17 protein-coding genes and 1 other RNA gene are annotated in these 12446 nt (G+C 53.7%); 12 read left to right on the top strand and 6 right to left on the bottom strand.

Translation table 11 applies throughout. The features are described 5' to 3' along the window. The first annotated feature begins 11 nt into the window (after positions 1 to 11). The 10 genes from exuR to ACUY4Q_RS03200 all read left to right on the top strand — a co-directional run bounded on the left by exuR (position 12) and on the right by ACUY4Q_RS03200 (position 5887). The gene (gene exuR, locus ACUY4Q_RS03245; RefSeq protein WP_458045663.1) at positions 12 to 788 is read left to right on the top strand and encodes a transcriptional regulator ExuR; all 777 of its coding nucleotides are present in this window, start codon (positions 12 to 14) and stop codon (positions 786 to 788) included. Positions 789 to 1125: 337 nt separating this feature from the next. Further along, the gene (gene yqjA, locus ACUY4Q_RS03240) at positions 1126 to 1788 is read left to right on the top strand and encodes a DedA family general envelope maintenance protein YqjA (RefSeq protein ID WP_458045662.1); all 663 of its coding nucleotides are present in this window, start codon (positions 1126 to 1128) and stop codon (positions 1786 to 1788) included. A 37-nt stretch (positions 1789 to 1825) separates the two neighbouring features. Continuing rightward, on the top strand, positions 1826 to 2173 hold the full coding sequence (mzrA, locus tag ACUY4Q_RS03235; RefSeq protein ID WP_458047247.1) for an EnvZ/OmpR regulon moderator MzrA: 348 nt from the start codon (positions 1826 to 1828) through the stop codon (positions 2171 to 2173). 145 nt (positions 2174 to 2318) lie between these two features. Continuing rightward, the gene (locus tag ACUY4Q_RS03230; RefSeq protein ID WP_458045661.1) at positions 2319 to 2687 is read left to right on the top strand and encodes a DUF1090 domain-containing protein; all 369 of its coding nucleotides are present in this window, start codon (positions 2319 to 2321) and stop codon (positions 2685 to 2687) included. 38 nt (positions 2688 to 2725) lie between these two features. Next, positions 2726 to 3031 (top strand): ElaB/YgaM/YqjD family protein, encoded by a 306-nt coding sequence (locus ACUY4Q_RS03225; RefSeq protein ID WP_458045660.1) that lies wholly within the window; start codon positions 2726 to 2728, stop codon positions 3029 to 3031. A 2-nt stretch (positions 3032 to 3033) separates the two neighbouring features. Further along, positions 3034 to 3432, top strand: a complete 399-nt coding sequence (locus tag ACUY4Q_RS03220) for a phage holin family protein (RefSeq protein ID WP_458045659.1) — start codon at positions 3034 to 3036, stop codon at positions 3430 to 3432. Continuing rightward, positions 3429 to 3722 carry a YqjK-like family protein gene (locus ACUY4Q_RS03215; RefSeq protein WP_458045658.1) on the top strand — a complete coding sequence of 98 codons (294 nt, stop codon included), beginning with the start codon at positions 3429 to 3431 and terminating at the stop codon, positions 3720 to 3722. Before ACUY4Q_RS03220 ends, ACUY4Q_RS03215 begins: the two co-directional genes overlap by 4 nt. Positions 3723 to 3956: 234 nt before the next feature. Continuing rightward, entirely contained in the window at positions 3957 to 4349 is a 393-nt protein-coding gene (locus ACUY4Q_RS03210; RefSeq protein ID WP_458045657.1) for a DoxX family protein, read from the top strand. Between the two features lie 76 nt (positions 4350 to 4425). Next, positions 4426 to 5412 carry a glutathione S-transferase family protein gene (locus tag ACUY4Q_RS03205; RefSeq protein WP_458047246.1) on the top strand — a complete coding sequence of 329 codons (987 nt, stop codon included), beginning with the start codon at positions 4426 to 4428 and terminating at the stop codon, positions 5410 to 5412. A 118-nt stretch (positions 5413 to 5530) separates the two neighbouring features. Beyond that, positions 5531 to 5887 (top strand): DUF805 domain-containing protein, encoded by a 357-nt coding sequence (locus tag ACUY4Q_RS03200; protein WP_458045656.1) that lies wholly within the window; start codon positions 5531 to 5533, stop codon positions 5885 to 5887. 13 nt (positions 5888 to 5900) lie between these two features. On the opposite strand, the gene ACUY4Q_RS03195 is transcribed toward ACUY4Q_RS03200, so the two are convergent. Continuing rightward, positions 5901 to 6797: a LysR family transcriptional regulator gene (locus ACUY4Q_RS03195; RefSeq protein WP_458045655.1), complete on the bottom strand. Its 897-nt coding sequence runs from the start codon at positions 6795 to 6797 to the stop codon at positions 5901 to 5903. 107 nt (positions 6798 to 6904) lie between these two features. Here ACUY4Q_RS03195 and ACUY4Q_RS03190 point away from each other — a divergent pair, with 107 nt between their 5' ends. Together ACUY4Q_RS03190 and ACUY4Q_RS03185 are read left to right on the top strand one after the other, a co-directional pair. After that, positions 6905 to 7606: a pirin family protein gene (locus ACUY4Q_RS03190; protein ID WP_458045654.1), complete on the top strand. Its 702-nt coding sequence runs from the start codon at positions 6905 to 6907 to the stop codon at positions 7604 to 7606. Positions 7607 to 7628: 22 nt separating this feature from the next. Continuing rightward, entirely contained in the window at positions 7629 to 7799 is a 171-nt protein-coding gene (locus ACUY4Q_RS03185) for a protein YhaL (RefSeq protein WP_458045653.1), read from the top strand. Between the two features lie 33 nt (positions 7800 to 7832). Here ACUY4Q_RS03185 and ACUY4Q_RS03180 read toward each other — a convergent pair whose 3' ends face one another. From ACUY4Q_RS03180 to garL, 5 genes are all read right to left on the bottom strand, one after another. After that, a complete protein-coding gene (locus tag ACUY4Q_RS03180) occupies positions 7833 to 8231 on the bottom strand; it encodes a YybH family protein (protein WP_458045652.1) in 399 nt (132 codons plus the stop codon). Between the two features lie 815 nt (positions 8232 to 9046). After that, positions 9047 to 9429, bottom strand: an RNA gene (gene rnpB / locus ACUY4Q_RS03175) — RNase P RNA component class A. A gap of 32 nt (positions 9430 to 9461) precedes the next feature. After that, entirely contained in the window at positions 9462 to 10607 is a 1146-nt protein-coding gene (gene garK, locus ACUY4Q_RS03170) for a glycerate 2-kinase (protein WP_458045651.1), read from the bottom strand. A gap of 120 nt (positions 10608 to 10727) precedes the next feature. Then, positions 10728 to 11618, bottom strand: coding sequence for a 2-hydroxy-3-oxopropionate reductase (garR, locus tag ACUY4Q_RS03165; RefSeq protein ID WP_458045650.1), 891 nt, complete (start codon positions 11616 to 11618; stop codon positions 10728 to 10730). Between the two features lie 35 nt (positions 11619 to 11653). Then, positions 11654 to 12424 carry a 2-dehydro-3-deoxyglucarate aldolase gene (garL, locus tag ACUY4Q_RS03160; RefSeq protein WP_458045649.1) on the bottom strand — a complete coding sequence of 257 codons (771 nt, stop codon included), beginning with the start codon at positions 12422 to 12424 and terminating at the stop codon, positions 11654 to 11656. Between the last annotated feature and the right edge of the window lie 22 nt (positions 12425 to 12446).

Raw genomic sequence — 12446 nt, 5'->3', positions numbered from 1 at the left:
CTGGAGCGCATATGGAAATCACCGAATCACGACGTTTGTATCAACAACTTGCCGCTGAGCTGAAAAGCCGCATTGAGCAAGGTGTTTACCTCGTGGGTGACAAACTTCCAGCTGAACGCTTTATTGCTGAAGAAAAAAGCGTCAGTCGCACCGTGGTACGTGAAGCGATCATCATGCTTGAAGTGGAAGGGTATGTTGAGGTCCGCAAAGGCTCGGGCATTCATGTCATTTCCAATCAGGCCCGTTATTCGCAGGTGCCAGATGAAAACCTGGAGTTCGCCAATTACGGACCGTTTGAGTTACTCCAGGCGCGTCAGCTGATTGAAAGTAATATTGCTGAATTTGCCGCCACCCAGGTCACCAAGCAGGACATCATGAAGCTGATGGAGATCCAGGACAACGCGCGCAAAGAGAAGTGCTTCCGTGACTCAGAATGGGACCTGCAGTTCCACGTTCAGGTCGCCCTGGCGACGCAAAACACCGCTCTGGCAGCGATTGTCGAAAAAATGTGGACTCAACGTGTTCATAACCCGTACTGGAAAAAACTGCACGATCATATCGATTTACGCACCGTAGATAACTGGTGTGACGACCATGATCAGATTCTTAAAGCCTTGATTCGCAAAGATCCACACGCGGCTAAAGTGGCGATGTGGCAGCACCTCGAAAATACCAAACAGATGCTTTTCAACGAAACCAGCGACGATTTCGAATTCAATGCTGACCGCTATTTGTTTGCTGAAAACCCGGTGGTTCACCTTGACGCTGCTGCGAACGGCGTAAAATAATCACTCTTGCTACAGGCGCACCGATGGGATGCGCCTGGCGGCTTTTAGGGTCAGTAAAAAGTATAGAGTGTCAGCCTGTGTAAATACCCTCGCCTCACCCCTCTTCGACAAGCAAAATCATTTTCTGACAAAGCGTAATTTCTCTGACGCAGAACAGCGGCATTTGTTACAATTGGACGCATTTTGTCTCTGCGTGAGTTAGTACTTGCTCACTACGTTAGTCACCAAAGTCAGACAGCAGATGTGCCACGAGCGACCATAATGTATTGATTAATAATTTCGCCGTGCTGTTTACAGGTAACCGACGTGACGTAAACCGATGTACCAGGAATCTTGAATGGAACTTTTAAGCCAATTACTCCATGCCCTCTGGAGCCAGGACTTTGAAACCCTGGCTAACCCGTCGATGATCGGCATGCTCTATTTCGTTTTGTTTGTCATTTTGTTTCTGGAAAATGGCCTGCTCCCGGCCGCGTTTTTGCCTGGCGACAGTCTGCTGGTTCTTGTCGGCGTTCTGATATCTAAAGGCGCAATGGGCTTCCCACAAACCGTCATTTTGCTAACTATCGCTGCCAGTCTGGGTTGTTGGCTGAGCTACATACAGGGGAGATGGCTGGGGAATACACGGGTCGTGCAGAACTGGCTTTCCCATCTGCCGGCGCATTATCACCAGCGTGCTCACCATCTTTTCCATAAACATGGCCTCTCCGCGTTGTTGATGGGCCGATTTATTGCCTTTGTTCGCACATTGCTACCAACTATTGCCGGAATCTCGGGTCTGAACAATGCGCGTTTCCAGTTCTTCAACTGGATGAGCGGGTTGTTATGGGTGCTGATCCTGACGACACTGGGTTATTTGCTGGGCATTACCCCTGTGTTTCGGAAATATGAAGATCAGCTCATGTCCTGCCTGATGCTGCTTCCTGTCGCGCTGCTGGTCATCGGCCTGATTGGCTCGCTGGTCGTGATGTGGAAGAAAAAATACGGTAACCGGGGTTAACATGGAATTGCATCGTCCCTTTGTGCGTGGGGTCTTTATGGGCCTGTTTGCGGTGGCACTCTTTGGCGTGCTGTTTTATGGCTGGGTTACGCTGCAAAACCGGGAATCCACCCTGGCCATACGCCCGATAGCACAAAACGTCAGCGTGCCGGATGGCTTCTCAATCTGGCACCATCTGGATGCCAACGGCATTCATTTCAAAAGCATTACCCCGCTCAATGACACGCTGCTCATCAAATTTGAGTCCAGTAGTCAGAGCGCTGCGGCAAAAGCCGTTCTCGACCGCACGTTACCTCATGGATACATCATTGCGTTGCAGGATGACGACAGTCAGGCATCGGCCTGGCTGGTCCGCCTGCGCGACACCACTCACAGGTTCGGATAAACTTCCAGGATTCTGAATCTTTTCACCCACTTTGGTACTTTCACCTTTTACTTACTATGCTTGAGTAAATGGAACCAGAGTCCACGCAACACAACTGGATGCTGGCGCTCTACGTTATCGCCAGCCAACAATGGAAGGTTTCACTATGAAATACCGCATCGCACTGGCGTTAACTCTTTTATCTTTGAGCGCAGCGACGCAGGCCGCTTCCCTTTGTCAGGAGAAGGAAAACGAGATCCTGCGTGAAATTAGCTACGCCGAAAAACATAACAATCAGCGTCGTGTGGATGGCCTGAACAAGGCACTCCATGAAGTACGCACTAACTGTTCAGACAGCAAACTGCGTGCAGACCATGAGCGCAAGATTGCCGGGCAGAAAGAAGAGATTACCGAGCGTCGCCAGGATTTAGCCGAGGCAAAAGAGAAAGGCGATGCGGACAAAATCAGTAAACGCGAGCACAAGCTGAAAGAGGCCGAGTCAGAACTGAAGGCGCTTGAGGCGCGTGACTACTAATTTAATGGAAGTTAATACTTACTCACCTGGAGAGAAACATGTCAAAAGATACCAATACAGACCATCTGCGCGCTGAGTTGAAATCCCTGGCGGATACCCTGGAAGAAGTGCTGAATACCTCCGGGGATAAATCAAAAGAAGAGTTAAGTAAACTGCGCGGTAAAGCTGAAAAAGCGCTGCAGGAGAGCCGTTATCGCATCGGTGAAACCAGCGATCTTATTGCTCGCCAGACTCGTGAAGCTGCTGCGAAAACCGACGAATACGTTCGTGATAATCCGTGGACCAGCGTCGGGATCGGTGCGGCAGTGGGCGTGGTGTTGGGCGTGCTACTGACGCGTCGCTGATTATGGCGGATCTCAGACACACTCAAGGGCCAGGCAAAAGCGTTCTTGGCATCGGACAACGTATCGTTTCCATCGTGGTTGAAATGGTGGAAACGAGGCTACGGCTTGCGGTGGTCGAACTGGAGGAGGAAAAAGCAAACCTCTTCCAGTTGCTGCTGATGGTTGGGTTTACCATGTTGTTTGCTGCTTTCGGTTTGATGAGTTTGATGGTGCTGATTATCTGGGCCATCGATCCGCAATACCGGCTGAATGCGATGATTGCCACCACGGCCGTGCTGTTAATCGGCGCGCTTATCGGGGGAATCTGGACCCTGCGTAAAGCCCGTCAATCCACTATTCTGCGCCATACACGTCAGGAACTGGCTAACGATCGTTCGTTGCTGGAGGATGACAAATCATGAGCAACCAGGCCGAGCGTTTGAAACGAAAAGCCCGGCTGCTCAGTCAAATTCAGCAGCAGCGGCTCGATTTAACCGCCTGTCGCCGCGACTGGCTTGAAACCACCGCTTCTTACGATCGCGGCTGGAACACCTTTCTCAGCCTGCGTTCCTGGGCACTGGTGGGCAGCAGCGTGATGGCGGTGTGGGGCGTACGCCACCCCAGTCGTCTGATGCGCGTTGCGAAGCGCGGTCTGGGCGTGTGGAGCGTCTGGCGGCTGGTGAAATCCACCCTGGAGCAGCAACGGCGCTAACGTTGTCGGGCATGGCATACGCCGCCCGACTCCCTCCCTTCTGTCTGCTCATAACCTACCGATATCTGCTCCCAAAACTCACTCAGAATCTTTGATAAAGTTCGACAGTTTTCCTTGCTAACAATCCTGCCCCGCCCCGTTTAATATCCTCTCCATCGACAGCAGACATGCGCCCTGGCCCGTGATTGCAGCCTTTTTGATAGCAAAAGACATTATGGTTTCCTGGAGAGAAAGATGAAAAAATTAGAAGATGTTGGTTTTCTGGTCGCACGTATTCTGATGCCAATTCTGTTCATCAGCGCAGGCTGGGGCAAAATTTCAGGTTATGCGGGCACGCAGCAGTATATGGAAGCGATGGGCGTTCCGGGCTTTATGCTGCCACTGGTTATTCTGCTTGAGTTCGGCGGCGGCCTGGCCATTCTGTTTGGCTTCCTGACCCGTACGACTGCGCTGTTCACCGCCGGTTTTACGCTGTTAACCGCGTTTATCTTCCACAGTAACTTTGCTGAAGGCATGAACTCTCTGATGTTCATGAAAAACCTGAGCATCGCAGGCGGCTTCCTGATTCTGGGTATCACCGGTCCTGGCGCATTCAGCATTGACCGCGTACTGAATAAAAAGTGGTAAGCGCTCTATACTGAACTGAATAGATATGAAGCGAGGAGCCAGGCTCCTCGCTTTTGCCATTTAAAGGAGAAGCATGATGGGACAATTGATTGACGGCGTCTGGCACGACACCTGGTATGACACAAAATCAACCGGTGGACGTTTCCAGCGTTCAGTTTCAGCCTTCCGCAACTGGCTGACCGCAGATGGCAGCGCAGGCCCTTCGGGCGAGAGTGGTTTCGCTGCCGAAAAAGACCGCTATCACCTCTATGTTTCTCTGGCCTGTCCCTGGGCTCACCGCACGCTGATTATGCGCACCTTAAAAGGGCTTGAATCCTTTCTGCCGGTATCGGTGGTCAACCCGCTGATGTTTGAAAATGGCTGGACCTTTGATGACGATTTCCCGGCGGCGACCGGAGATTCGTTGTATCAGCACGAGTTCCTGTACCAGCTTTATCTGCACGCTGACCCGCAATACACCGGTCGGGTAACGGTTCCGGTGTTATGGGACAAGAAAAATCACACGATTGTCAGCAACGAATCCGCTGAAATTATTCGTATGTTCAATACCGCATTTGATGCGCAGGGTGCCCGTGCCGGGGATTACTACCCGCCCGCGCTGCGTCCACAGATCGACGAACTCAATAGCTGGATTTATGACAACGTCAATAACGGCGTTTACAAGGCAGGCTTTGCCACCAGCCAACAAGCTTATGACGAAGCGGTTGAGAAAGTTTTTGAATCACTGGCGCGTCTGGAGCAAATACTGGGGCAGCATCGTTACCTGACGGGTGACCAGCTCACTGAAGCCGATATCCGTTTGTGGACAACACTGGTGCGGTTCGACCCGGTCTATGTCACCCACTTTAAATGCGATAAACATCGCATCAGTGACTATCTCAATCTGTATGGCTACCTGCGGGATATCTACCAGATCCCTGGGATCGCTGAGACGGTCAATTTTGAGCATATCCGCCACCATTACTATCGCAGCCACAAAACCATCAACCCGACGGGCATTATTTCCATTGGGCCATGGCAGGATTTAAACGAGCCACACGGGCGCGATACACGTTTCGCCTGATCGTTTCCGGGGCGCTGACCGGCGCCCTGAAAATTTCCCCGCGCTGTGTTTTTTTGCCGTCTATTCTTACAGTGATCGCTGATAAAACAAGAAATTGAATGATGGTCGGGGTTACGAAATGGACTGGTATTTCAAAGTACTCAGCAACTATGCCGTTTTTCACGGACGCGCGCATCGCCGCGAGTTCTGGATGTTTATGCTGGTCAACATCATTCTCTTCGGTGTGCTGATTGTGCTGGACCGGATAGTCGCCTGGCAACAGGTTGCCGTGTTCAGTCTGATTTATGCGCTGCTGGTTTTCCTCCCCTCGCTCGCCGTCCAGTCACGTCGATTGCATGACACCGATCGCACGGCAAAATGGCTGTGGCTGTGGTGCATCCCGGTTTTAGGCTGGCTGATGCTGCTGGCGTTTCTGAGCCAGCACGGTACGGAGGGGGAAAACCGCTTTGGGCTCAAGCCAAAAGCGTTTTCTTAAGCGCGACGGGGCGTTATTTGCCGGAGAACAGTTTGGGGATTTCGCGCAGACACCAGGCCTTCGCTTCACCCATGCTGTCGCGTCGCCAGGCCATAATGATGTCGACTTCGCTGGTGTATTCCGGGCTGACTACGCGCAGTCTCCCTTCCGCAATGTCCTGCTCAACCAGCGGATACGGCATGGTTGCCACACCCAATCCTGCCAGTAACGCCTGACGCTTATCTTCAATCGTACTCACGGTAAGACGCGGCTGCTTATCCAGCAGCTGCACGGTCAGTACCGGGCGCTCACGCGCGGTATCGGCCACGGCCACGCCGCGATATTTCACACGCGTCACTTCAGAGAGCGGTTCCGGCTCATGGTGAATAGGGTGATCCGGCGCTGCCACATAGACGTTGAGCACTTTATAGAGTTTGCGGGAGTTAATTTCCGAGGAGGAGCGGAAATGCATATCCGGTGCAATCACAATATCTGCACGCCCTTGCTCCAGCCGCTCCCACGCCCCTGCCAGCACCTCGGTGATGACAGAAAGCTGTGTGTTGGCTTTATTCGCCAACTTTTCGACCAGCGGGAAAAGCTCGTGTGTTGGCACCAGCGCTTCAGTGACCAGCGTTAAATGGGTTTCCCAACCACGGGCCAACGCTTCGGCATCGGTGGTCAGCTTGTCCGCCGCTTCCAGTAACACGCGCCCGCGCTCCAGCAGCATACGTCCCACATTGGTAAACTTGGTGCGGTGACCCGAACGGTCGAAAAGTACCACGTCCAGTTCTTCTTCCAGTTTTTGCATCGTGTAACTGAGCGCAGAAGGTACGCGCCCCAGTTCATCTGCCGCGGCAGCAAAGCTGCCACGTCGGTCTATTGCGTCCATTACGCGTAACGCTTCGAGCGTAAGTGCCCTATCTTTCGCCATTTTTTGTTCTCATTCAGGAAATTTGAACATACCGGGCAGAATATCTGGCTAACAATGCACCGTCCATACCTTTACCATTGTTTTAGTGTAAAGAGAGGTCAAGAATTATGATTATTACCCGAACAGCCAAACAATGCGGTCAAGCCGACTTCGGCTGGCTCCAGGCCCGCTACACCTTTTCTTTTGGACATTATTTTGACCCGAAACTTTTGGGCTACGCCTCCTTACGCGTTCTAAACCAGGAGGTGCTCGCACCGGGCGCATCATTCCAGCCGCGAACCTACCCAAAAGTGGACATCATCAACCTGATCCTCGAAGGTGAAGCTGAGTATCGCGACAGCGAAGGTAACCATATACAAGCCAAAGCAGGCGAAGCGCTGCTGATTGCCACTCAGCCTGGGATCAGCTACAGCGAGCATAACCTGAGTAAAGATAAGCCCCTGACCCGTATGCAGTTGTGGCTTGACGCCTGCCCGGAGCGTGAGAATGCCGTGGTACAAAAGGTGAGTATTCGCGACCAGGCGCGCCAGTTACTGGCGTCCCCGGATGGCAGCGAGGAGAGCCTGCAACTGCGTCAGCAGGTTTGGTTGCACCACATTGAGTTGCAAAAAGGCGAAGAGCTGAGTTTTCAGTTACATGGCCCGCGTGCGTACCTGCAATCGATTCACGGCACCGTACACGCGCAGAGCCCGTGTGAAGCGAAGGAAGCACTGACGTGTGGTGACGGTGCATTTATTCGTGATGAGGCTAACATAACGCTCGTTGCCGATACGCCGCTTCGCGCTTTGCTGATAGATTTACCGGTGTGAGCCGATGCTATGGAGTCAGCTAATGAGTAAAAAGACGATGCAAAAAAACAAGGCAACAGAAAATGTAGTCGCCCTCCCGTCAGCAACGGAAAAGCCCGCCCCGGCTTTTGGTTACGATGAGATGCTGACCGAACTTGAAGCCATCGTCGCTGATGCTGAAGTCAGAATCGCTGAGGACGACGAAGCCGCATAAAACTGCCCTGGCCTTCGCCGGGGCAGTTATAGCTTATGGGTTATCAAGCAAAGAAGTACCGTAGGAGTTGTCTACGGTGCACAACCAGCGGCCATCGGCTTCAGCGCGAAAGACGTAGGTTGCCCGCCGGGTGGTTTCGACCGTGCCTCCTGCCCCGTCCGGGTAACGCAACAGCGTTTCCATGATGACGAGCGCGTTTCCAGCCCCCTCAATCACCTGCATCTCGCCTTGCTCCACCACCAGCGTTCCCTGGAAATAATCCGCGATGGCGATGAATGCCTTACGGATGTTCTCTTTGCCGCGGGCAATCATGCCGGGCTTGATGACCAGAGCAGCGTCTTCAGCGTAGTAAGTTAGCAGCGTGTCGTAATCTTTCGCTGTAATCGCCTTATCGCAGGCTTCGATGATTTGCCGTAATGGGTGCGTGCTCATGCATAACCTCCATGGTGGGTTCAGAGGTTCAGTAGAGCACTGCTGGCGGCAGATGCAATACCGGGTTGTGCTGAGCTACTGGAAATGGGGAGGGTGCGTGCTATGTTCCCCCTCACCCCAGCCCTCTCCCCAACGGGGCGAGGGGGCCCAGTAATATTACGTTTTGCAGCGATAACACTGCGCAATGAGAACACAACAGCCACCGCGATGACAGGGTCCGGCTGAAAATCGACGAAGCGTATCCGCAAGGCCGGGGCGACGCGCAGGGATGCGCGGCGAGGGCGACTTTACACGGACGTTACCTTCGCCCGTCCCCGATAAGCCTGAAGGCATACGCTAAGTGGACCGCGCCAGCGGCGATTTTCCTGGCCGGGAGCCCGGGTCGCCAGGGTGGTGGCGGTGAACCACCCTGGCACGTTCACGGGTTCTGGCGTGACAGAAAAGCAAGGAACATAAGGTGAACGGAATGACCCTCAGCGCCGCATTTTCCCCCTCACCCCAGCCCTCTCCCCAACGGGGCGAGGGGGCCGATCGAGCGAAGTTTTCGCAGGGCACAAAAGCAAAAACCCCGCCGAGGCGGGGTTCTTAAACAGTCGAAACTGACTGATAAGCCGCATTCTTTCATGAAAAGCGTCGTTGGACAGTCATTCATCTTTTCAAACGGCACAAAAGCAGAAACCCCGCCGAGGCGGGGTTCTTAAAAAGTCGAAACTGACTGATAAGCCGCATTCTTTCATGAAAAGCGTCGTTGGACAGTCATTCATCTTTTCAAACGGCACAAAAGCAAAAACCCCGCCGAGGCGGGGTTCTTAAAGAGTCGAAACTGACCGATAAGCCGGGTTCTGTCGTTGGACAGTCATTCATCTAGGCCAGCAATCGCTCACTGGCTCAAGCAGCCTACCCGGGTTCAGTACGGGCCGTACCTTGTGAACCCCTATTTGGCCTTGCTCCGGGTGGAGTTTACCGTGCCGCGAACTGTTACCAGTCGCGCGGTGCGCTCTTACCGCACCCTTTCACCCTTACCTGATCCCACTTGCGTGGGCCATCGGCGGTTTGCTCTCTGTTGCACTGGTCGTAGGCTGTTACACCCCCCAGGCGTTACCTGGCACCCTGCCCTATGGAGCCCGGACTTTCCTCCCCTCCGCCCGTCTCCCCCGAAGGAGGACGACGACGAAGCGGCGACTGTCTGGTCAGCTTCGGCGCGCAGTATAGAGCGTTTGCGCGCTGATGTCACCCCTCAGTCAGCATGCCAACCCGTAAAGTGGCGGCGATGTTACGTGAGGCGCGATAAATATTATCAAATGCGCCGCGGAAGGCCTCTTCCAGGGTGCCAATGCTGGTTAATACGCTGAACACGGCATCGATACCATATTGATGTACCACGCCGACATCACGCGTCAGGCTACCGGCAATACCGATAACGGGCTTGTGGTATTTCTTCGCCACACTCGCCACGCCCACCGGCACTTTACCGTGAATGCTTTGACTGTCGATACGGCCTTCACCGGTCACCACCAGGGTGCAATCATGAATGTGCTCTTCCAGGTTCAGCGCCTGAGTGACAATCTCAATACCACTACCCAGTTCTGCACCGAGGAAGGCCATTAATGCTGCCCCCATACCGCCCGCGGCTCCCGAACCAGGAACGTTTTTAACATCGACGTTCAGTGATTTTTTGATCACATCAGCATAGTGGCCGAGATTACGATCCAGTTCGACGATCAGCTCTTCGGTTGCCCCTTTTTGCGGCCCAAAAATGCGGGATGCGCCCTGCTCACCGGTTAACGGGTTGGTCACATCACAAGCTACCCGAATGGTGCAGGTACTTAAGCGTGGATCCAGGCCCGAGATATCAATGGAGTTCAGGCTCATCAGACTGCCGCCGCCATTGCCAATTTCGGTGCCATTGGCATCACTGAGTCTAGCGCCCAGCGCCTGAACCATGCCCGCGCCACCGTCATTAGTAGCACTACCGCCGATGCCAATAATGATATTCTTTGCCCCATGTTCCAGCGCGTGCAAAATAAGCTCCCCGGTGCCGCGCGATGTGGTGATCAAGGGGTTACGTAATTCTGGGGGGACAAGTGCCAGTCCGCTCGCGGCTGCCATTTCAATGAAGGCGGTTTTACCGTCGCCGGACATGCCCCAGCATGCATTGACTTCTTCACCTAATGGACCCGTGACAAAAGCCGTATGCTGCGAACCTTTTGTGGCGGCAATCATGGCCTCAACCGTTCCTTCACCGCCGTCCGCGACCGGAACTGAAACGTATTGAGCATCCGGGAAGATTTCCCGAAATCCTTTTTCTATCGCCTGGGCTACCTCGGTAGCAGAAAGGCTTTCTTTATAAGAGTCTGGGGCGATTACGATTTTCATAGTTGATTAGCCTGACATTGCCGCGCAAGGCATACACCCCCCTCTTCCGGCGACACGCATTTGTTACCTGACAAGAGGGTGATGTATAAGAAATTCAGGGCGCGGTCCCGCGCCCGTCTTTTAGCGAGTGATTTCTACTTTCGCCAGTTTTTCGTAGTAGCACGCGATAGCGCTATGGTCGTCGTTGCCATGACCATCAGCACGCAGCGCCTGCATCATTTCCATTACCGCAGCGGTCAGCGGCAGCTGAGCGCCTACACCATGGGATGTGTCCAGTGCGTTGGACAGATCTTTGATGTGCAGGTCGATGCGGAAGCCCGGCTTGAAGTTGCGGTTCAGCACCATCGGTGCTTTTGCTTCCAGCACGGTGCTGCCTGCCAGACCACCACGGATCGCTTCGAACACCAGCTCCGGGTTAACGCCGGCTTTGGTTGCCAGAGACAGTGCTTCAGACATTGCCGCGATGTTCAGCGCCACGATGACCTGGTTAGCCAGCTTGGTCACGTTACCTGCACCGATGTCACCGGTGTGAACCACGGAGCCGGCCATGGCTTTCAGCAGATCGTAGTATTTGTCGAACAGCGCTTTATCGCCGCCAACCATTACGGACAGGGTGCCGTCGATAGCTTTCGGCTCACCGCCACTCACCGGCGCATCCAGCATTTCAATGCCTTTTGCTTTCAGGCCTTCGCTGATTTCACGACTGGCCAGCGGCGCGATGGAGCTCATGTCGATGAGAACGGTACCCGGTTTTGCACCTTCAACGATGCCGCCTTCGCCCAATGCGACTTCTTTCACATGCGGGGAGTTCGGCAGCATGGTGATGATCACATCACACTGTTCTGCAATGGCTTTTGCGCTGGTGGCGGATTGTGCGCCTGCGGCGACCAGTTCTGCGACCACATCGGCATTGCGGTCAGAGACCACCAGTGAGTAACCTGCTTTAATGAGGTTTTTACTCATTGGTTTACCCATGATACCCAGGCCAATGAAACCAACTTTCATCGTCATAATTGCGTCTCTCTCTTTATTCAATGGTGGTGTGATTATTTTTTAAAGGTATCTGCCAGTCGCTGCGTACCCGCACGGAACACGCCCAGATCGCTGCCAACGGCAACAACGGTCGCACCCCATTCCAGGTAACGACGCGCATCAGCTTCGACAGGCGCCAGGATACCGCTCGGTTTGCCGTGCGCTTTTGCACGAGCAAAGATGTGTTGAATGGTGCGCTGTACTTCCGGGTGTGCGGCATTGCCGATGTAACCCAGAGTTGCAGCCAGGTCGCTTGGCCCTACAAATACGCCGTCAACGCCGTCGGTTTCGAGGATAGCGTCGAGGTTATCCACGCCCTGCTGACTTTCGATCTGCACGATGATGGCGATATTTTTGTTCGACTGAGCGAAGTAATCCGGCACGGTACCGAACATGTTGGCACGGTGCGAAACGGACACACCGCGCGTTCCTTCCGGCGGGTAACGGGTTGCAGAGACCGCGCTTGCAGCTTCTTCAGCCGTCTCGACGAACGGCACGAGGAAGTTATAGAAACCGATATCCAGCAGGCGCTTGAAAACAATCGGATCGTTCGTTGGAATACGCACGACCGGCGCACTTACGCTGCCTTTCAGCGCCATCAACTGCGGTACAAAAGAGAGCACGTCGTTAGGGGCGTGTTCACCGTCCAGAAGCAGCCAGTCAAAACCCGCCAGCCCCAGAACTTCGGTGCTGATGTGACTGCCCAGCGCCGACCAACAACCGATTTGAACCTGATTCGCCGCCAGTGCAGCTTTAAATTTGTTCGGGAAAATATCGTTACTCATCTTTTGCACCTTAAATTTTGTC

This window comes from Phytobacter cepae (genome assembly GCF_054165735.1).
The sequence above is the reverse complement of the archived record's forward strand: the minus strand, read 5'-3'. Positions and strand labels throughout refer to the sequence as shown.